At 61.5% G+C, this 20,744-nt stretch carries 13 protein-coding genes and 1 pseudogene; 6 read left to right on the forward strand and 8 right to left on the reverse strand.

From position 1 onward, the window contains the following. The first annotated feature begins 130 nt into the window (after positions 1 to 130). Positions 131 to 2,833 (forward strand): asparagine synthase (glutamine-hydrolyzing), encoded by a 2,703-nt coding sequence (asnB, locus tag OS914_RS02585; protein WP_267544498.1) that lies wholly within the window; start codon positions 131 to 133, stop codon positions 2,831 to 2,833. A gap of 51 nt (positions 2,834 to 2,884) precedes the next feature. Then, entirely contained in the window at positions 2,885 to 4,918 is a 2,034-nt protein-coding gene (locus tag OS914_RS02590) for a M3 family metallopeptidase (protein WP_267544499.1), read from the forward strand. Positions 4,919 to 4,925: 7 nt separating this feature from the next. Here OS914_RS02590 and OS914_RS02595 read toward each other — a convergent pair whose 3' ends face one another. The 8 genes and pseudogenes from OS914_RS02595 to OS914_RS02630 form a co-directional block, all read right to left on the reverse strand. After that, entirely contained in the window at positions 4,926 to 6,200 is a 1,275-nt protein-coding gene (locus OS914_RS02595) for an FAD-dependent oxidoreductase (protein WP_267544500.1), read from the reverse strand. A gap of 80 nt (positions 6,201 to 6,280) precedes the next feature. After that, positions 6,281 to 7,219 (reverse strand): pyridoxal 5'-phosphate synthase lyase subunit PdxS, encoded by a 939-nt coding sequence (pdxS, locus tag OS914_RS02600; RefSeq protein WP_267544501.1) that lies wholly within the window; start codon positions 7,217 to 7,219, stop codon positions 6,281 to 6,283. Between the two features lie 311 nt (positions 7,220 to 7,530). Beyond that, positions 7,531 to 8,127, reverse strand: a pseudogene (gene pgsA / locus OS914_RS02605) (phosphatidylinositol phosphate synthase); the annotation flags it as partial. Further along, the gene (locus tag OS914_RS02610; protein ID WP_267544629.1) at positions 8,117 to 8,680 is read right to left on the reverse strand and encodes an HIT family protein; all 564 of its coding nucleotides are present in this window, start codon (positions 8,678 to 8,680) and stop codon (positions 8,117 to 8,119) included. The gene OS914_RS02610 and the pseudogene pgsA, both read right to left, overlap by 11 nt. Positions 8,681 to 8,820: 140 nt before the next feature. Further along, complete coding sequence (thrS, locus tag OS914_RS02615; protein ID WP_267544502.1) at positions 8,821 to 10,842, reverse strand: threonine--tRNA ligase; 2,022 nt, start codon at positions 10,840 to 10,842, stop codon at positions 8,821 to 8,823. Between the two features lie 176 nt (positions 10,843 to 11,018). Next, the gene (locus tag OS914_RS02620; RefSeq protein WP_267544503.1) at positions 11,019 to 13,643 is read right to left on the reverse strand and encodes an HNH endonuclease signature motif containing protein; all 2,625 of its coding nucleotides are present in this window, start codon (positions 13,641 to 13,643) and stop codon (positions 11,019 to 11,021) included. A 198-nt stretch (positions 13,644 to 13,841) separates the two neighbouring features. Beyond that, positions 13,842 to 17,420, reverse strand: a complete 3,579-nt coding sequence (locus OS914_RS02625; protein WP_267544504.1) for a DNA polymerase III subunit alpha — start codon at positions 17,418 to 17,420, stop codon at positions 13,842 to 13,844. Between the two features lie 80 nt (positions 17,421 to 17,500). Further along, complete coding sequence (locus tag OS914_RS02630) at positions 17,501 to 17,809, reverse strand: DUF6504 family protein (RefSeq protein ID WP_324290611.1); 309 nt, start codon at positions 17,807 to 17,809, stop codon at positions 17,501 to 17,503. 244 nt (positions 17,810 to 18,053) lie between these two features. Here OS914_RS02630 and OS914_RS02635 point away from each other — a divergent pair, with 244 nt between their 5' ends. The 4 genes from OS914_RS02635 to OS914_RS02650 all read left to right on the forward strand — a co-directional run bounded on the left by OS914_RS02635 (position 18,054) and on the right by OS914_RS02650 (position 20,547). Next, positions 18,054 to 18,557: a GNAT family N-acetyltransferase gene (locus tag OS914_RS02635; protein WP_267544506.1), complete on the forward strand. Its 504-nt coding sequence runs from the start codon at positions 18,054 to 18,056 to the stop codon at positions 18,555 to 18,557. Between the two features lie 50 nt (positions 18,558 to 18,607). Next, the gene (locus tag OS914_RS02640) at positions 18,608 to 19,333 is read left to right on the forward strand and encodes an SOS response-associated peptidase (protein ID WP_267544507.1); all 726 of its coding nucleotides are present in this window, start codon (positions 18,608 to 18,610) and stop codon (positions 19,331 to 19,333) included. 360 nt (positions 19,334 to 19,693) lie between these two features. Next, positions 19,694 to 20,233, forward strand: a complete 540-nt coding sequence (locus OS914_RS02645; protein ID WP_267544508.1) for a PIG-L deacetylase family protein — start codon at positions 19,694 to 19,696, stop codon at positions 20,231 to 20,233. After that, positions 20,233 to 20,547, forward strand: a complete 315-nt coding sequence (locus OS914_RS02650) for a hypothetical protein (RefSeq protein WP_267544509.1) — start codon at positions 20,233 to 20,235, stop codon at positions 20,545 to 20,547. Before OS914_RS02645 ends, OS914_RS02650 begins: the two co-directional genes overlap by 1 nt. The last annotated feature ends 197 nt before the right edge of the window (positions 20,548 to 20,744 follow it).

Genomic DNA, 20,744 nt, shown 5'->3' on the forward strand with positions numbered 1-20,744 from the left:
GGGGCGGCCCGGGCGGGGCGCCCGGCGGGAGGAACGGCCCGGACCGTTGCTGGCGGATATGAAGGGACGGAGCCGGCCGAGACAGTAGCATTGACCGAGGACTGACGTACTAAAGATGAGGTTTAGAAGTATGTGCGGAATCGCCGGTTACTACGGTTTTGGGGAAGACGAAGCTCTTCTGCGGGAGATGAACTCGTGCATAGTGCACCGCGGCCCTGACGGCGAGGGCTATTACACCCACGGCCAGGTGGGTCTGGCACACCGCCGGCTATCCATCATCGACGTGGCCCATGGGCAGGAGCCGATGATCAGCCAGGACGGTCAAACCGTTCTGGTGTACAACGGTGAGGTCTACAACTACCTCGATCTCCGCGACGAGCTCGTTGCCTTGGGCAGGACATTCCTGACAGTCTCCGACACCGAGGTAGTGCTGCAGGCCTACGAGGAGTGGGGAGATGCGGCCTTTGACCGTTTCAACGGCATGTTCGGCTTTGCCATCCATGACCGCAGGAACAATCGCTTGGTCCTGGCCCGGGACCACTTCGGCATCAAGCCCCTGTATTACGCCAATGCCGGCACAGTCGAGGACCCTAAGCTGCTGTTCGGTTCGGAAATCAAGCCGCTGCTGGCCGCCGGCAAGCTGGACACGTTCCCCAATGAGCGGATCCTGTTTCGCTACCTGCAGTTCCGCATCCACGACGAGGAAGCACAGACGTTTTTCGATGGCGTCAACAAACTCATGCCCGGTGAGAAGCTGGTCGTCGACACCAGCCCTGATGCTCCCGCGGGGTTCGCCGTCAGCCCATATACCCGGTTCAAGGAAGAACTCGCCGAACTGGCCGAAATCGGGACCCCCTACAGCCCGGCAGTCATCGACGAATACCGCAGCCGCTTCACCGAGGGCGTCCGCCTTCGGCTGCAGTCCGAGGTCCCCGTCGGCACCGCGCTCTCCGGCGGGCTGGACTCCTCCGCCGTCGTCGTGACCATCAACAAACTCATGCAGCAAAAGGCAGCCGCCACCGACTCCCTCGGCGCCACCCAGCAGACCTTTTCGGCGATCTTCCCGAACTCGATCAATGACGAGGAAAAGTACGCCGACGCAGTCCTGGCCACCTGCACCGGGAATGTCACCAGCCATAAGATCCTGCCCAAGGCCGAGGAATTCGCCGTAGACCTCGAAGACTTCGTCCGGACGATGGAAGAGCCGATCATCTCCTCCGGTCCCTACGCGCAGTACCGCGTCATGCAGGAGGCCTCCAAACACGTGACAGTGCTGCTGGATGGTCAGGGCGCTGACGAGATGATGGCCGGTTATATCCCCTATTACTTCGCCTATCTTCGCCAGCTGAAGAAGAACGGCCAGCGGGCCAAACTGGCCAAGGAGCTGGCCTCCAGCGCGGACATTCTTTACCGTCTGGGCCGCTTCCGCCTTCGGGGCATGGTCACTGCCAAAAAGCCGCTGGCCATTTCCTCGCTGCTGAAGAAGGATTTCACCGCGGCGCACAAGGGCGAGCGGTTCGCCAATATTGCGGACAACCTTAAGCTGCGTCTGATCGATGATCTTTTCCACAAGTCGCTTCCGGCCGTGCTGCGTTACGAGGACAAGAACACCATGCGTTTCTCGATCGAGGGCCGCGTGCCGTTCCTGGATAAGGAAGTGGTGAAGTTCCTCTTCAGCCTGGATGACGAATCCATCATCAAAGGCGGCTGGAACAAACGGATCCTGCGCGATGCCACCCGCGACCTGCTGCCGGAGATGATCAGCAATCGCCGTAACAAAATCGGTTTCACCACGCCGGAAGCGGAATGGTTCATTCTGATGAAGGAAAAGATCTATGAGATCTTCCTTTCCTCGTCCTTCGGCGCGCGCCCCTACTGGGATCAAAATGCCGTGCTGTATGCCTTCGAGGAATACCTGACGGGCAAGTCCAGCGCGTCCACCATGGTCTTTTGGCGGCTGCTTAACACCGAGCTGTGGCTGCGCGAGTTCTTCGACGAGCCGGAAGTCAAGGCCGGCATTGCGGACAAGAGCGACTACATACCAAACGCTGACAAGCAGTTAGACATTACGGTCCCCGCTGACGGTAAAGGACTGAACGGCGCAGAGTCCGACGGCGGCACGTACCGCCGCTACCCGCTGCGCACCGAGGTGTTCTACAAGGACACGGACTTTGACCCGGCGGTCATGAAATACATTGACCGTTTTTTTGCGGGACTACCGCAGGCCGGAGACGAACATGCCGCTGCCGCGTCTGGCACCCCCTGGTACCTCTTCGTCAGCGAAAAGATTGTCGCCATGACCCAGGGCCGGTCCATTCCGGTCTGGGACATTAAGGTCACCCCGGCGGCCCGAACGCTGAGCCGCTTTGTGACCCGCAATCCCGGAGGCATCGGGCTTGCCAGCCCCTGGTCCATGCAGCTCGCCATCGATGAGGTAGGTCTGCCCCGGCTGCTGTACGCTGCCGGCCGCAGCGTGATTGGGAAGCTGCAGGGTAAATCCGGGATCTTCTACGAGGTAGTCGGGCATAACATCAACGCTATTGACGGGGCAGCGGGCTACCAGGTGGGCACTTCCACCCATTCGGTCAAATATGCGCCGCTTGATCCTGACGGGGTCGCGGCCCGGCTCAGTGCGCTTGTCAAAAAGGCCGTCCCGGCAGAATTTGCCGGCACCTTCGCGGGCACAGCGATCATGGATGCCAACGACCTTGGCGTAGTGGCGCTGGGGCACGACACGGCACTGTCCAAGACCGTCCTGGAAGCGATCTTCAAAGATAACCCGCAGGGCCAGACGACGGAAACCACGCCGATGTCCCTGGTCTTCAGACGATAAGCACTTGCCGTCCCGGGTCCGGCGGGGCGGCAAGTGTGAAAGAGTCGGGTTATGACCGTCAATTCCCGGAATAATCCGTTCTTTTCCGTCAGCACGCTCCCCTATGGCTTCCCGGACTTTGCCAGTATCTCGGACGGGGACTTCGTGCCGGCGTTCGAGGCAGGATTCGGCGAACACCTCGCCGAGATCGCCGCCATCGGTTCAGCTGTGGAACCGGCAACATTCGAGAACACGGTGCTGGCGATGGAGCGCTCCGGGCAGCTGCTCTCCCGGGCGGCCGCTGTCTTTTTCAACAACTCTTCCGCGGATGCCACCACAGTCATCCAGGAGCTGGAAACGGTGGTTTCCCCGAAGTTTGCCGCGCACGAGGACAACATCTACCTTGACGCAAACCTGTACCAGCGTTTCCTGCACGTCGATACCGAAGGCCTGGACGATGAATCGGTGCGGCTGGTTGAGGAATACCGCAAGGCGTTTCGGCGTACCGGCGCCGATCTGGCACCGGCTGCGCAATCCAGATTGCGCGAGATCAACGAGGAGCTTTCATCGTTGGGCACCGAGTTTTCGCACGGCGTCCTGAAGAACACCAATGACGCCGCCCTGCTGGTTCGCGATGCCGCTGAGCTGGCAGGCCTGCCGGACGAAGATATCGCCAGCGCCTCCGAGGCAGCGAAGGCAGCGGGGCACGACGGCGGGTACCTGCTCACGCTGATCCTACCGACGGCCCAACCCGCTCTGGAAATTCTGAGGAATCGGGGAACCCGACGTCGGCTCTTCGAGGCATCCATCGGCCGGGGGTCCGGCGACGGTTCCGCAGACACCCTGCCGGTGGCCGCGCGAATGGCAGCCCTGCGTGCCGAACGAGCTGCGCTGCTCGGCTTTGCGTCCCATGCCGCCTTCGTCACGGACGATGAAACGGCCCCGTCGCTGGCAGCTGTGCGATCCATGCTGGCACGGCTGGCACCGTCCGCCGTGGCGAATGCCTGTACGGAAGCGGCCGTACTGACGGGGCTGGCCGAGGCCGAAGGCCATGATCTGGAACCCTGGGACTGGGCCTTCTATTCCGCGCAGGTCCGACGCGACAAATACGACGTCGACTTGGCCTCGCTTCGACCGTACTTCGAGTTCGAACGCGTACTGCGGGACGGCGTCTTCGCTGCGGCAACCCGGCTGTACGGAATCACCTTCCAGGAGCGGCCCGACCTGCACGGCTACCATCCGGAGGTCCGCGTTTGGGAGGTCTTCAACGCAGATGGAGCGGGGCTCGGCCTGTTCCTGGGCGACTACTACACCAGGGACAGCAAAAACGGCGGTGCCTGGATGAACCCGCTGGTGGAACAATCCACCCTGCTCAATCGCCGTTCCGTAGTGGTGAACAATCTCAACATTTCCAAGCCTCCCGTGGGCGAACCAACCCTGCTGACCTACGACGAGGTGGTGACCTGCTTCCACGAATTCGGCCATGCCCTGCACGGTCTCTTCTCCGAGGTAACGTATCCGCGGTTCTCCGGCACCAATGTGCCGCGCGACTTTGTTGAGTACCCCTCCCAGGTCAACGAAATGTGGATCCTTTGGCCGGAAATCGTGCAGAACTACGCCCGGCACTACCGAAGCGGCGAACCCCTGCCGCCGGAGACAGTGGCGAAGCTTGAAGCTGCCCGCCTCTGGGGTGAAGGCTTCGCGACCACTGAGTATCTCGGTGCGGCACTGTTGGACCTTGCCTGGCACAGTCTGCCCCCGGGAACTCACGTGGCCGATCCGCTGGGCTTTGAGGCGCAGGCACTCTCCGACTCCGGCGTATCCCTACGCCTGGTTCCGCCGCGGTACAGGACCGGATATTTTAAACACATCTTTGCCGGTGGATACTCGGCCGGCTACTACGCCTATATTTGGAGCGAAGTCCTGGACGCGGACACGGTGGAGTGGTTCAAATCCAACGGCGGCCTGACCCGCAGCAACGGCGAGCACTTCCGTTCCACGCTCCTCGCCCGCGGCAACAGCGCGGATCCGCTGGAGTCCTTTCGGAACTTCCGCGGCAGGGACGCCGATCTTGCGCCGGTGTTAGCCCGCCGCGGGCTCAACTGACGCCGCCTTAAGTGCGCAACTGACGCGGGCTGAGCCGGTGCGGAGCACGGCTTCGGGCCACGCGTTCGGGCCGCAGCCCGATGCCGATTACTCTTGCCGGCAGCACCTGCAGCCACGGAAAGAAGGCGAGGAGCCGCAACGGCGGCGGAGCCTTCACAGGCTCGGTGCTGTCCAGCATCGGCAGAACCAGGAAGCGCTGCGCGATGCGCTGCAGCAGCTGGGTTCCCACGGTGGGGAACCAGCGCCGACGGTGGACCGCAGCAAGGATCCGGCGGGACGGCCACCCTGTTGCGGACCGCCCGGATCCCAGCACGCGAGCTGCGCAGACCGCATCCTGAATGGCCAGATTAATCCCCACGCCGCCGATCGGAGACATGGCATGAGCGGCATCCCCAATGAACAATAGTCCTGGTTCCGACCATCGTCGCAGCCGGTCCAGCCGCACCGTCAACGTGCTCACATCGTCAAAACTCGCCAGCTCGGCGACGTTGTCGGCCAAGTCCGGAATCAGGTCCACGACGGACTGCCGCAGTACCTCGATCCCTGCGACCCGCACCCTTTCATCCCCGCCTTTGGGGATCACATAAGCGATCTGCCAGTAATCACCGCGATCAATGGCCAGCACCACCTTGCCCGGGCCAAAATGCATGTCCAGTCCCCGGGCCGATCCGGCGGCCCGGCTAAGCCGAAACCACAGCACGTCCATCGGTGCGCCGTACTCTCGCGGCCGCATGCCGGCGCACCGGCGCAGCGCCGAGTTCCGGCCATCGGCAGCCACCGTGAGTTTGGCGCTCACCTGTACCATTCCGTCCGGCCCTCGCGCCCGGACTCCCTGGATAGCCCCGCCGCCCGGCACCAGATCAATGGCTTCATGGCTGCGCAGCAAATGGAAGCCGGGCAGCTTCTGGGCGGCTTTCGCCAGGACGTTCAGAAAGTCCGATTGTGGCATGAACCGGATGTACGGGTGAGCCGTTCGCAACCGTGAAAAATCCGCCACGCGATAGGTTCCGTCTGCAAAGGTGGTCCGCAGATCTGCGACGTCCCGGTGCGGAACCTCTTCCGTCTCCCCCACCAGACCCAGTTGGTCGAGCACATCCAGAGTGGACGGATGCACCGTGTCGCCGCGGAAGTCTCGAATGAAATCCGGGTGTTTTTCCAGCACGATCACGTCTAGCCCTTGGCGCGCCAACAGCAGCCCAAGCATCATGCCCGCCGGGCCGCCGCCCACGATGCAGACATCCGTTTCATACTTCGTGACAACACCGTTCATGCTGACCATCATGGCCCGTACGTTGTCCCGCTACAACCACGCAAACGGGTCCGCCACCTGATGGTGACGGACCCGTTTAGGCGCTGTGGCCGTTACCAGCCGCGCGTGGCCAAACGGTGCGGCTCAGGAATCTCGTCAACGTTGATGCCGACCATGGCCTCGCCCAAACCGCGGGAGACCTTGGCAATGACATCGGCGTCATCGAAGAATGTGGTTGCCTTGACCACGGCAGCCGCACGCTCCGCCGGGTTTCCGGACTTGAAGATTCCGGAACCCACAAAAACGCCGTCCGCGCCGAGCTGCATCATCATCGCTGCATCTGAGGGGGTGGCAATGCCGCCCGCGGTGAAAAGCACCACAGGAAGTTTGCCGGTGGCGGCTATTTCCTTTACGAGTTCATACGGCGCCTGCAGCTCCTTGGCCGCCACGTACAACTCGTCCTCTGCCAGTGATGACAGACGCTGGATTTCGGCCCGGATCTGGCGCATGTGCATGGTTGCGTTGGAGACGTCCCCGGTGCCGGCCTCACCCTTGGAACGGATCATCGCAGCGCCCTCGTTGATCCGGCGAAGTGCTTCGCCCAGATTCGTAGCTCCACACACGAACGGAACGGTGAAGTTCCACTTGTCGATGTGATGAGCGTAGTCGGCAGGAGTCAAGACCTCGGACTCGTCAATGTAGTCCACGCCCAACGACTGCAGCACCTGGGCCTCAACGAAATGTCCGATCCGGGCCTTGGCCATCACGGGAACGGAAACCGCTTCGATGATCTTGTCGATCATGTCCGGGTCACTCATCCGCGAAACGCCGCCCTGTGCCCGGATGTCCGCGGGAACGCGCTCCAACGCCATAACCGCGACGGCGCCGGCATCTTCGGCAATGCGTGCTTGCTCAACGTTAATGACGTCCATAATGACGCCGCCCTTGAGCATCTCGGCCATGCCGCGCTTGACCCGGCTGCTGCCGGTTACCCCGGCCGCGGCACCGCCGCTGACAGGACCGGATACTGGCGTTACCTCAGGTGTAGACACAAAAACCCCTATGGGAAAGTAGATGAGAGCCTCTTGCGCAAGGCGTAACTAGTCAGACTGAACTAGACACTTCAATCTTAGACCTCTAGTCAGGCCGCAAAGGATTTGCGTTACCTTACCCAGGCCGGGACAAGAGAGCCGGGTGCGGACCGCTACCCCGTGGGGTGTGGTCCCGCCCTCCTTCAGGGATGGCGGCGGGCTTCCCCCGCACGAGTCCCCCGACTGCCATCCGGGTCACTTTCGGCGCCCCCGCTCAGCATCGTGCCTGCATTACTGTCGGTATCACTGTTGGCGCCGCCGTCGAGCATGAACGCCTGACGACGGACGGTCAGGATCCGCTGGAAGACCGTGTAAAGGCTGGCCGCGGCCAACAGGATCAGAACGATCAACAGCAGAATACTGCTGATACCCAGCCCTACCAGACCGGTTGCCACCAGCACCGACACCAGCCGGTCCGACCGCTCGGCGATGCCGACATTCGCTGTCATGCCCAGGCCTTCGGCCCGCGCTTTGGCATATGAAACGATGCTTCCAAGGACCAAACAAATCAGGGCCATGACAGCTATCGTGTGGTTGTTGCCGCCGGTATAGAACCAGACAATAATGCCGGCGAACACTGCCCCATCGCCGACACGGTCCAAGGTGGAATCAAGAAAAGCGCCCCACCGCCCGGACCGGCCAAGTGCTCGAGCCATCAACCCGTCGATGATGTCCGAAAAAACGAAGACCGTGATGACCACAGTTCCCCAGAAAAGCTGACCCAGCGGGTACCAGATCAGCGCCCCGGCGGCCACCCCCAGCGTCCCTACGATAGTGACCGCATCCGGCGAGATGCGCCACCGCACCAGGAGGTTGGCCACTGGGGAGAAGATAGCGGCGAAAAGTGCACGTGCGTACTTATTGAGCATGGTCCGCTACAGGGTCTTCTGCGACAGCTGCGGCCCAAGCCTGCGCCACCTGGCAGCGGACGTCCCCCAGAGTCTGCGTAATAGCTTTGGTCTGGGCAATAATGGGCAGGAAATTCCCGTCGCCACCCCACCGCGGCACCACATGCTGGTGCAAGTGTGCGGAAATACCGGCACCCCCGGTTATGCCCTGGTTCATACCCAAATTAAACCCCGAAGGATGGGAGACCGTGCGCAACACGCGCATAGCCTGTTGAGTCAGCGCCGCGAACTCCGCCGTTTCCGTCATCGTCAGATCCGTGTAGTCGGGAATATGCCGGTACGGACAGACCAGGAGGTGCCCTGGATTATAGGGATACAGGTTCAACACGACGTAAGCGGTCTCGCCGCGGTAGACAATGAGGGACTCTTCATCGGAGCGTGATGGAGCCACGCAGAACGGGCACTCATCCTTGTGGAACTGGTCCTGGCCCCCTTGGATGTAGGCCAGCCGGTGTGGCGTCCACAGTCGCTGGAAGGCATCGGGGACCCCCGGGAGCACGAAATCATCCTGCACCGATCCCGGCTCTCCGGGCGCAGCCGATCCAGGCTGCCCGGGGTCTGCCGCACCCGTGCTACCTACTCCGGGCGCGCCCGGCCCGGGTTCGACCGCCGCTGAGTTATCCACATCGTTCCCCACAATAGCCCGCCTGCCCGCTACGCCGTCCGGTTCCGGACTGCGTCAACAATCCGGGACACGGCCTCATCCACCGGAACCCCGTTGTCTTGGCTGCCGTCCCGGAACCGGAAAGACACAGCCGAAGCATCGACGTCGTCACCCCCGGCAATTAGCACAAACGGCACCTTGTCCTTACTGGCCGTCCGGATTTTCTTGGGGAACCTGTCCGAGGACGTGTCGACTTCGGCACGGATGCCGTGGGCCTTGAGCTTGTCGACGACGTCGAACATGTACTCATTAAAGGTCTCCGCCACCGGGACTGCCACTACCTGAACAGGTGACAGCCACGCCGGGAAGGCCCCGGCGTAATGTTCCGTCAGGACTGCCATGAACCGCTCCACCGAGCCGAACAGGGCCCGGTGAATCATCACAGGGCGCTGCCGAGTGCCATCTGCCGCCTGGTATTCCAGTTCGAAGCGCTCCGGCAGGTTGAAATCCAGCTGAATTGTAGACATTTGCCAGGTCCGGCCGATGGCGTCTCTTGCCTGCACGGAAATCTTCGGACCGTAGAAAGCCGCGCCGCCCGGGTCCGGGACCAAGTCCAGCCCGGAAGCTTCCGCGACCTCCGCAAGCGTTCTGGTGGCTTCATCCCAGGCATCATCCGAACCGACAAACTTCTCCGGGTCCTTGGTGGATAGTTCCAGGTAGAAGTCCTCCAGTCCGTAGTCCTTGAGCAGATCCAGCACGAAGTTCAAGGTGGAGGTCAGCTCGTCCTTCATCTGCTCGCGGGTGCAATAGATGTGGGCATCATCCTGAGTCATGCCCCGCACCCGGGTCAGCCCATGGATGACGCCGGACTTTTCATAGCGATAGACAGATCCGAATTCGAAGAGCCTCAGTGGCAGTTCGCGATAGGAACGGCCGCGGGAGCGGAAGACCAAATTGTGCATGGGACAGTTCATCGGCTTGAGGTAGTAGTCCACCCCAGGCTTGCGCACGGTGCCGTCACCATTGAGTTCCGCATCCACGTGCATGGGCGGGAACATGCCGTCCTTGTACCAATCCAGGTGCCCGGAGACTTCGTAAAGATGCGCCTTGGTGATGTGCGGGGTATAAACGAAGTCGTACCCGGCCTCCACATGCCGCTGCCGGGAATAGTCCTCCATCGCTTTGCGGATAATTCCACCCTTGGGGTGGAAAATCGGCAGGCCGGAACCTAGCTCGTCCGGAAAGGAAAAAAGGTCCAATTCAATACCGAGCTTACGGTGATCCCGGCGCTCGGCCTCGGCAATTCGCTCCTGGTATGCCTTGAGCGCATCCTTGGTCGGCCATGCCGTCCCGTAAATCCGCTGCAGCTGCTTGTTGTTCTGGTTTCCCCTCCAGTAGGCAGCGGCGCTCCGGGTCAGGGCGAAAGCATTTGAAATCAGTTTTGTGTTTGGCAAATGCGGACCCCGACAAAGATCGCACCAGACGGTGGTTCCCTCTTTGCGCTCCACATTGTCGTAAATGGTCAGCTCGGCGCCGCCCACTTCCACGTTGGAACCATCATCCGCCGAGGCTGCGTCCGTTCCAGTGGAACCCTTGATACCGATCAATTCGAGTTTGTACGGCTCATTCTTCATCGCCTCGCGTGCCTGCTCTTCGGTGACGACCCGGCGGACAAACTTTTGGTTGCTGTTGATGATCTTCTGCATCATCTTTTCCAGCTGTTTCAGATCCTCAGGGGTGAAAGGCTCCTCAACGTCAAAGTCAAAGTAAAAACCGTCGGTAATATAAGGACCGATTCCCAATTTGGCGTCCGGTCGCAACTGCTGAACGGCCTGCGCCATGACGTGGGCGCTTGAGTGCCGGAGCACATTGAGTCCGTCAGGGGAATCGATAGTGACAGCTTCGACGGCGGAACCGGGCTCTAGCGGCTGGTCCAGATCCTTCAGCTCGCCATTCACCCGCATAACGACGACGTCGCGCCGCTCAAAGAAGACTTCGGCACCAGTGGTGCCCGTGTTCACCGTGGTCTCTTCGCCGTCGACGATAAGGGTGATTTGAGTATCCACTGGCACTTCTGCTCCTAAAATCGCGTGTGTGGCTCCGTCTAAGCAACATACGAGGGTTGCTGTAAGCACTTGACGATCGTACTGGGAACATCACGCGCCGACCAACATCAAGCTCCGAGCTGCAAGGCACCCATCCGGTTCGATAACCTATGGGTGATAGCTCCTCACCACCAACTGCCTTCCTACATCGCCTGTTCTGTGATGATGGTGCGGGCGAAGTTTTGGGCGTCTTTGAGGTCGTCGTGGTAGGTGTTGCGGATCCAGGGATTCTCGGTGTACCCGGCCGCCGGCCCTCCGTCTGGGGTGGTGCCGGTCCTCGTGTTGAGGCCGGTGCCGGTGGTGCGGTTGTAGCAGTGCAGGCCCGGGCGTTGACGGGCGTTGGGTCCGTACCGGAGGTAGGGGATCTTGTTGATCATGGTGACTTCCAGGATCCCGGCGTGGACCAGGGAATGACAGCCCGGGCACAAAGCACACATGTTGGAGACGGCGGTGGGTCCGCCGCGGGAGTACCAGATGACGTGGTGGATATCGCACCAGGACGCGGGCCGGTTACAGCCGGGCCGGACGCACCCGCCGTCCCGGACGGACACGGCCCTGCGCTGCGCGGGGGTCGCGAGCCTGACCGCGGTGCCCAGATCCAGGAGGGCACCGTTGCTCCCCAGGACGGCCCGCTCGAACACCGCGTCACACACCATTCGGGCCAGGGTACCGGGACTGATGCTGCCCAAACCATCACACCAGGACGGCATCGGATCCAACGGCGTCAACCCACCGGCACCGACCAAAACGGCACCGGTCAAACCGCTTTCTGGAGCCGAGAGAGGCTCCGGCTCGGGCTCGCGCTCCGGCTCCGGCTCCCAGCACCATGAGGACCCGGACCCGGGGTTGGAGGAATCGTTGGTGCAGTTGTCAGTGGTGTCGGTGGCCCAGCCGAAGCTGCGGCTGTCCGGGCCGATCCCTCCCGGCCACCCGTCACCGTCCGGTAGCACGGCTGGGTCTGCCGGAGTCCGCGGCGCCGGCAGCTCCGCTGGCGGTGATGCTGGTGGCGTTGATGGTGCTGGTGATACTGCTGGTAGTAGAGGTGGTGGTGGTTGGTTCCACAGCGTTTGGCGGAGGATGGCGGCTTCCCGGTCCGGGAAGCTGCGGAGCTGGTCAAAGGTAGTCGTGATCGTCATACGGGCCGGCCGCCTCCCCGGGCGGAGCCTGCCGGCCCTACTCGGACCGCAACGAGTACTCCTCCTCCCCGTCCCGGTTTCCCTGCCCGCACCTGCATCGGTACCTATTCCGGCTCCGGCTCCAGTTCCTGTGCCAGTTCCTGTGCCGGTTCCTAGGCCCGTACCCGCACCCTTGCCGGTACCGGGGTCTGTGCTGTCATCTGTTGGTGTGAGGGAGAACAGGTCATCGGCCTGGGCCGCGGCTGCCTCTGCCCGGGCCCGGGCATCGACTTCCGGGTGCGCCCACCCACCACCGCCACCGGCCAAACCGCCAGCACCACTGGCAGAACCAGAACCGCCGCTCTCAGCACAGCCACCGCCAATGCCCTCAGCAGAACCGCCGCCAGTGCCCTCAGGGGAGCCGTCGCTTCCGCTGTCGTGGTCACCGCCGGCACCGGTGCCAGCCGTACCGGCGCTGTTGGGGCTCTCGATACCTGGTGGGTGGGTGAGGTTGAGGTAAGCGCCTGCCGCACGGGCCATTTCGGTGAGCGCGTCCGCACGCCGCTGATCCGCGGTCCGCTGATCAACGGCGACCAGGTCCCCGTCGGGGGTCCGCTGATCCGGGTGCGGAGCCGACAACGGATCCAGGATCGCCATCAACTCCGCCCCCGCCACCGGGTCCAGCTGATACGAACCATGCACCATCCCCGTCACATCCACCCCCATCGTGAACTTACGACGCATCACCGACTCCGGATCATAATGATCCCCCGTATCGGCCCGGCACAGCCTGATGACCTGCTCAGCGAACCGACGGAAATCATCACTACGCAGCGTTGGAGCCTGCCGGGCCAGATACTCCCCCATCCGCTCCGACGTCTCCTCGGTAATGATCCGGGCCGGGACCTTCTCCAACACCCGCACCCCCGTCTTCACATGCCCGGCCGTGATATCCCCGGCCGCCAACCGGGTACCCAGCAACGCCAACGGCCCGCCCCCCAACTCCACCTCACGCACCAAAAAACCGGGACCGTTCCTGCTGCCGGGCCCGGTATGGAGGGCGCGGGCCGCTTCGACCTCGGCTTTCGCCCGTCCCGGCTCCACCCCTACCCCATGAACCAGGAACTCGCGCACGTTCTTCGTCCCGATCCCGGACAACGCCGCGGCCCCACACTGATCCGCTGCCGCGACACTGCGCAAATACACCGCATCCAACCGACGCCGGGTCCCCTCAGACACACCAATCACCGACAACCAAGCCTCCGGCGACACCGCCTGCGGATCCGTCCCCAACACCTCCGCCAACAACACATTCACCAGCTCCAACCGGGCCACCATCCCCGCCGACGTACCACCAACAGGAAAACCATCAACAGAACAAACGGGACACGCAGGAGCAGCAGAATCGGCAGTACCAGATGAGCCGTCAACGGCATCATAGGGAACCTTGGGCGCGGCCGGCTTTACAGGATCGGCAGGAGCAGCGGGAGTGGCCGGGTTCGCTGCGCCGCTGCCCTCGGGCTGACCGGTCCCGGGAACAGGCCCGGGAACAGCGCCGGAGCCGAGGCCTGCGCGCTGGACCCGGCGCGGATACTTCGCGGTGATCGCGGCCAGCACCTGAGCCAGATTCTCCCGATCAATCTCCACGCCCACCCACCACCCCTCAACCCACAAACCCAGCAACCCAAACCCGGCAACCTGCACCAGCAACCCGTACCCGCAAAAACCGGGAAATCCCGCTGATCTCCAACTACTACAAGGCTACGAGCAGGCACTGACATCATCAGGACAAAAAGACCCCAAAACAGGCCCCTGTGGAAAAGAATTTTTGAAAAACTTTCGGTGGATTAACTAGCCGTTAAATCCCGTGACTGCCAAGGTGCGCCGCGTTCCCAATAGTGGGTCCTCCGGGCTGAGGCTGCCACCTAGAATGTCTCTTCTCAGCTGGACCGGGGATTCCATTTGAAAATTGTCTTCCTTTGCTAGCGGGGACAGCGGAAGGGAATCCGTTTGGCTAAGGTCCCAGGCCTCCAGCGCTTGTAAACTCATCCCCCGCGGTCCGGTGCGGCGGGTCAGTCCCCGAATCAGCAGCAACCTGGTGCCAAAGAGCAGCGGACCAGACTTTTGCTGCGCTTCATGGAAGAAGGTGGCATCCACACAGCCGGTTCCGTCGTCGATGCTGATGAAGACCACCCTGCGGCCTCCGCGCATCGGCGGCGTCTGGGTGGCAACCCGGATACCGGCAACCAGCACCTCCGAATTGTTACGCAAGCCTAGCAATTTGTCTGCCGTCGTCACACCAAGAGAAGTCAGCAACGGGCCGTAGCTGGACATCAAATGACCACTGACATCCATCGCCAGCAGATCAAGCTCGGTTCGGATTTTCTCCATCGCGCTGGGTTCCGGGAGCTTGTCCTTGAGGTTAGCCAACTCCAAATCCCCCAAAGGAAGCAACAATTGACCTTCGATCGGTTCCGATTTTTTCCCACGCGTGGGCAGATTCTGCAAATGGGGAATCAGGTCCGCACGGCTCGCAGTTGACCCCGACTCATCCTTGGCCTTGCGGTGCAGCGCGTCGAATGCGCCCAGTTGGGCCAGACGTTGCATGGTCGGTCGGCTCACTCTGGCCTGCGTGCGCAGGTCCGCTAAGGAAGCATAGGGCTGATGAGCCATAATACGCTTGAGCTCGGCAGCGGAGAGCCCATACACTCCCGCCAGGCTCATCCGGATTCCCAGCTTCTGCTGGACAGCCATGTCATCCTTCCCCTGCGTCCTCAGATGAGGTGGCGTTATAGCCTCCGGCGCCTCGACCCATTCCACCCGGTATTCCCCGGCGCTCTTGTTAATGTCCAGCGGCAGAATCGGAATGCCCATCCTGCGCGCCTCAGCCACCAGAAGCCGGCGCGGGTACATACCGGGATCGTGTTCCCATAGACCTGCCAGAAAAGCCTCCGGATGGTGTGCTTTCAGCCACGCGGATTGGTATGTCGGCACCGCAAAGGCGGCGCCATGCGCCTTGCAGAATCCAAAGCTTCCAAAGGCCTTCAGCGTCTCCCAGACCTGGTCAACCACGTCAAGGGAGAAACCCCTGGCCCGGGCCGCCGTGCGAAACTCATCCTCCATCCTGGGCTCACCTCTGTCATTACCGAGCATCCGGCGGTACTCATCCGCCTGGGCCAGGCCACAGCCGGTCATGACATCAAAAGTCCGCAGCACCTGCTCATGAAAGACTGTTACCCCATGCGTCTCCGCCAAAGCCGGTTTAAGGCGCGGATGCGGATATACCTCCGGCGCAAAGCCATGCCGGTTCTCCAGATACGGCTTGACCATATTGGACTTCATCGGACCAGGCCTGAAAAGCGAAATGTCGATGATCAGGTCATTAAATTCCCGAGGCGCCATTTTGCCAATTAATTCCCGCTGCCCTGGTGATTCAATCTGAAAACAGCCCAGTGTATGGGTACTGCGGATCAGCTCAAAGGTTGGTTCGTCATCGAGCGGTACCTTGTTGAGCTCAATCATGCCGTCTGCCTGAATGTAGTCCGGGCCGTTCCCTAATCCACTGCGGGGATGGTTCCCGGCAGCCGTCACCTCTGCTTTGGAGGGATGGATCCGGATCACCTCACGGACCGCATAGGCCATGGCGCTCTGCATCCGGACCCCCAGAATATCCAGCTTGAGCATGCCCATCGGGTCCATATCGTACTTATCGAACTGACTCATCTGCAGGCCCAGTCCACTGGGCTGCACAGGGGTGCGGTCCAGCAGCGAGCCGTTGCCCAAAATCACACCGCAGGGATGCATGGAAATATGCCGGGGCAGCCGGTCCAGCCGTTCGGTCAGGTCCACCAGCAGATCCAGTTGCTGGTTTGGGGCAAAGGCCTCGGTTCTTTGCCCTTCAACCCGCTCCGCGAATTCCCGCAGTTCGGGCTTTTCCGCCATCGCTTCACGGAAATTCCGGGCGGAAAACCGCCACAGCTGTTTGGCGATTGTACCGATCTCCTCCTCAGCCATTCCCAAGGCCAGCCCGGCATCACGCACCGCTCCCCGCGCGCGGTAGCCGTTCTGCATACTCATCAACGACACCCGTTCGGCGCCGAACCGCTGGAAAACGCGTTGATAGACGTTATGCCGTTCCGCGCTCTCGACATCTATATCAATATCCGGCAAGGTTGAGCGTTTCCCCGAAAGGAAGCGCTCAAAAATCAGATCATGGCGCAGCGGATCAACTTGGCTAATCTCCAGCAGGTAATTCACCAGGCTTGATGCCCCGGAACCCCGGGCCGCCGCTCGCACTCCCATGTCGGCGATCATTCTGGACACCTCGGCGACGGTCAGAAAATAGGAGGCGAACCCCAAGGTCTTAATCACTGTCAGTTCCTGCGACAGCCTGTCCTGCACAGCGCGGGCGCCGGAACCAGTAACGTCCGGGAATCGCCGGCTGATCCCGGCTTCACAGCGCTGCTCCAATTCAATCTGCGGATCCCGCTCAATACCCAGCACCGATGCTTCCGGTACCACGGGCTGCTTCCAACCCATATCCGTGCGGGGATCCATCCGGCATCGGTCCGTCAACTTTTCCGTATTGGCCAGCAACTGGGACAGTTCCCCGGCGCCGAAGCCGGCTGCACGCATAATTTCCTTGCCCAACGCAATCATCCGGGTCCCAGTTTTCAGCCACCCCTGACCGTTGGGCTGCAGACGAAGTTCAGGCCCGGATAAATCCGTCAGCGGGCTGAGGACTCGGGCAGAGTCGAGCACATCGGCTGTGGCAGCGCCATCCCTCTCGCAGTAGCGAACCGCGTTGGTCAGGACAGCCGGGACCCGGAATTCCTGCGCCAGTTTAAGCATCCGTACCGCCTGCGCCGTACTCATGGCCTCACCAGGCGTGCTCAGATGAGTGACGATTTCCACAGCCATGGTTCCGGCCGGCATTTGCTGATACCAACGTTGAAACTTCCGGCGCGGCAGCAGGTATTTACGGCCGCCCATGGAACGGCCAACGTCCGACGACGGCCCCACCAGTACCGTAAGCACCGGTGCCAGTGTCTGCGGGTCTAGGGTCCGGGAGGCCAGTTGTGCCAGGGTCACCCCCACCAAAGACTTGGTGCCGACGTTGGCGTGCGCATCCGACACCAGCCGGCACAACGCCCGATATCCCGCAGCGTGGATGCCGCCGTGGGCCAGGACCACCACCCTGCCGCTTTCCGCCCCCTCCTCGAGAACCGCAAGATCCACCCCCACTACCGGATCAATCCCGGCCTCCATGCAGGCCTTGACATGTTTCACCGTTCCGTAGAGACCGTCCCGGTCCGTACAGGCCAAGGCATCCGCAGTGTCGGCGACAGCCGCCTGCACCAGATCCTCGGGCCAGGAAACCCCATAATGGGCGCTAAAAGCGGTGGAAACATGGAGATGGGTGAAGCTCATAAGAAGTCCAAAATGTTAGTTTCTGGAGCGGGAGCCCGCAGGCTGTGTCCACAGGCTGTTTATAGATCGCGTCTACAGATTCAAGCGCTGCGTGCCTGCACAGCATCATGAATGCGCAGCATTCGCCATCGTTCGCTGTCCAGGTGAAGCCCCAGATCGAAGGTATGCAGCGGCCCCTGTCCGTTGAGCCGGGCCTGGACCCGCCAGATTTCATGGTCGACCAGACCCGCACCGTGACCGCGCTCGGCACGGCTCTCCTCCGCCCACCATTTACGGCGCTCGTACCATCGCAGGGGTTCTGCCCCGATAATGTACTCCTGCCCCTGCCAACGTATCTTCAGCGGCAAGCCGTCAGCCGAGCGGATCACCTCAACCGGTTCGCTAAACATCCCCATCGCCGCACCTCGTGAACACTTATCGAATTGACCATTGGTCGAATATATCTTCTAGTGCCATCAAGTGTACGCCCCGATCTACCGAATATACAACGCCGTTGTTACACAAGAAGCTCAGCATCGCAAACTCAGTTACGTGATGTAGCTGGCGGGAGGAATGCCGTCTAGCATGTGTGTACAAGACCCACTACGACGCTGGCGACGCCCGCACCCTATGAGTTCACCAGAGGAGCGCTCCATGACCAACATGGTTACCCTGATCGCCCAAACCAGTCCCCTCGAGCGGGACCTCCCCACGGAATCCCGCCCGGCAACCGCCGCAGACATCCGCAAACTCGGCGAGCTCTTCTTCAGCGCCTATGGTCCGGGAGTCGCCAGCGAAAACATGGAAGCCGCCGTCGCCGATCTCAAAGCATCCTTTGAAGGTAAGTACGGCACCTACCTGCCGGCAGCGTCACAAATTGTGACGGAAGCGGAGGAGATCATTGCCGCCATCCTGGTGGTGGAACGCGCCAAATGGGATGGCGCACCGGATGCACCTTTCATCATCGAACTTTTTACCGATCGCGAGCACCGGCGTCAAGGCCTGGCGGAAGATCTGGTGCGCGCCTCCCTGGATGCTCTTTTCCAAGCCGGACACCACAACGTCGCAGTGCGCGTCAGTGACGAGAACTCCGCAGCCCTGGCGCTGTACCTCTCGCTGGACTTCCGACGCTGGACGCCTGAAGAACAAGACGAATAGCCGCTCACGCCACATCCGCGCAACCAGGGCAGCCGGTCCATAATGTAATCATGTGCGGCAGATATGTAATGGCCCGGAGCGCCGGCGACCTCGTAGCGTCCTTTGGCATCAATGCCACCCATACCGAAGAGCTCGTCGCGTCCTACAATGTGGCACCAACCGACGAAGTCCCGCTAATTGTCGGCCGCCTTGATAAGACGGGCGACAAAGCTGCCTCTCCTCGAATAGACCGCCAGTTATTGACCGCCCGCTGGGGCCTGGTTCCTTCTTGGTCAAAGGATCCCAAATCCGGAGCCCGGCTCATCAATGCCCGGCGCGAGACCGTCACCGAGAAACCGTCCTTCCGAAAGGCCGCAGCCAACCGGCGGGCATTGGTGCCGGCGGATGGCTACTACGAATGGCAGAAAACGGCCCACGGCAAGATCCCCAATTATCTGCACAACGAAACTAACGAACCGCTGGCGTTCGCCGGCCTCTACGAATACTGGCCGGACCCGACCCTTCCAGATGACCACCCCGACAAGTGGCTGCGCACCTGCACCATTATCACCGCCGCGGCGACGGACGCGCTGGGGCATATCCACGACAGGACCCCAGTCATTGTCCCACCGGATCTCTACGCGGACTGGCTGGACCCCGGTACAACATCTCCAACGGAGGTGCAGCAGCTCCTGGAGTCCATGCCGGAACCGCGGCTGGTCCCGCGAATCGTGAGCACCAAAGCCAACAGCGTGCGCAACAACGGCCCGGAACTCATCGAACCGGCAGATGGATAGGCAAAACCGGCAAACACACTCTGTAGGCATCATTGGCTCCAGAGAAGCGACGGTGTGTGCCCAGCGTGCCCATGCCAGCGCAGTGCGGTGGAGCTCTGCTGCGAGTTGGATGCTGAGTGCGTTGACCGCGGTTCGATCGCCAGCTGTGACGTCATTGATGTCTTGGACGCATCTAGCCATTCGGTCAGAGCTTTCCGGCCGGCGGCTGTTATCGAGGCTTGCCAGAGAAGTCATGTTTCGTTTCGGCATGTTCGTACTTCCTTAAATGGTCGGCACAAAACCTTGCGATAGTGCTCTATGCAGTAGAAATATAGGAAATACCCACAGGTGCCCAACCTGGCTGCAGAAAGGCTTCCTCCCATGAGTACCGTCATGCGACCGCCTGCAGATCGCCGCCTTACGTTACTTGTCACCGTTGCCCATCCCGATGATGAGTCTTTCGGTTGTGGCTCAGTCATCGCCGCAGCGGCTGAGGCGGGTTGGCGTGTTGTGGTTTGTTGTGCCAGTCGCGGGGAGGCCGGCGAAGACGCCTCGGGGCTCTATGCGGAGCCCGGGCTGCTGGGTGTCGCCCGTGAGGCCGAGCTCCATGCGGCTGCCAGTGCGTTAGGGGTTGAGGTCGTTGAGGTCCTTGGTTTCGCCGACTCTGGCTGGAGCGGCCCTGCGCCGGCACACTCACTAGTGGAGGACCTGCCGACCTTGGTTGACGAGGTTTCCCGAATGATCCAGGCCCATCGTCCTGATGTTGTGGTCACGATGGACCCGTCTGGGTCCGATGGCCACCGCGACCATGCCGCGGCCACCGCGACCATGCCGCGATTGGTGCCGCGGCCACGCAGGCGTTCCAGCAGACCGTCGACTGGCCTGCTAGCCTATACCACTGGTTCCTGCCACGCTCACTGATGAGCCAATGGGCACGTGAGCTCCCCGCCACCGATCCCGAGAGTGTGTATCTCGAGACCGAGTTGGGACGAACCGATGATGATGTCACAACCGTCATCGACGGATCGCTCATCCTCAAACGGCTATGGCAGGCAATCGCCTGCCATGTGACCCAGAGTTCGCCATATGCCGGCGTATCACCCGAGCTGGCGGCGGCCTTCGTCGAACGGGACCACCTAGTTCGCATCATTCCGCCATGGTCTGGCGGCCCACGCGAAAGCACATTGTATGTCCCTGCTGCCAACCCTCTGCGCCCACGCGATCAGGTCCCATAAACCGGGATGGGTAGCTTTAGAGCAATGCCTTGGGAAGAATTACGTGCATTTCACCATGAATCGTTTTGCTTGGTTGTTGAACGCGAGAGACGAGAGACGACATCAAAATTGCTCCCAAGCACTATTGAGCGGCCCTTCGTGCTTCGCTGCATGGTGTTGCCTTGGTGCGGGGTGACCCGCAGTTCGGTGCTGCTTGT

The sequence above is a fragment of the Arthrobacter endolithicus genome (genome assembly GCF_026627425.1).
Classification (GTDB): domain Bacteria; phylum Actinomycetota; class Actinomycetes; order Actinomycetales; family Micrococcaceae; genus Arthrobacter_M.

Excerpts from the sequence above, each read along its gene's own strand:
- asnB (WP_267544498.1), top strand. The coding sequence starts at position 131 with ATGTGCGGAATCGCCGGTTACTACGGTTTTGGGGAAGACGAAGCTCTT.
- OS914_RS02590 (WP_267544499.1), top strand. The coding sequence starts at position 2,885 with ATGACCGTCAATTCCCGGAATAATCCGTTCTTTTCCGTCAGCACGCTC.
- OS914_RS02595 (WP_267544500.1), bottom strand. The coding sequence starts at position 6,200 with ATGATGGTCAGCATGAACGGTGTTGTCACGAAGTATGAAACGGATGTC.
- OS914_RS02625 (WP_267544504.1), bottom strand. The coding sequence starts at position 17,420 with ATGAGCTTCACCCATCTCCATGTTTCCACCGCTTTTAGCGCCCATTAT.
- OS914_RS02630 (WP_324290611.1), bottom strand. The coding sequence starts at position 17,809 with ATGTTTAGCGAACCGGTTGAGGTGATCCGCTCGGCTGACGGCTTGCCG.
- OS914_RS02635 (WP_267544506.1), top strand. The coding sequence starts at position 18,054 with ATGACCAACATGGTTACCCTGATCGCCCAAACCAGTCCCCTCGAGCGG.
- OS914_RS02640 (WP_267544507.1), top strand. The coding sequence starts at position 18,608 with ATGTGCGGCAGATATGTAATGGCCCGGAGCGCCGGCGACCTCGTAGCG.
- OS914_RS02645 (WP_267544508.1), top strand. The coding sequence starts at position 19,694 with ATGAGTACCGTCATGCGACCGCCTGCAGATCGCCGCCTTACGTTACTT.
- OS914_RS02650 (WP_267544509.1), top strand. The coding sequence starts at position 20,233 with ATGAGCCAATGGGCACGTGAGCTCCCCGCCACCGATCCCGAGAGTGTG.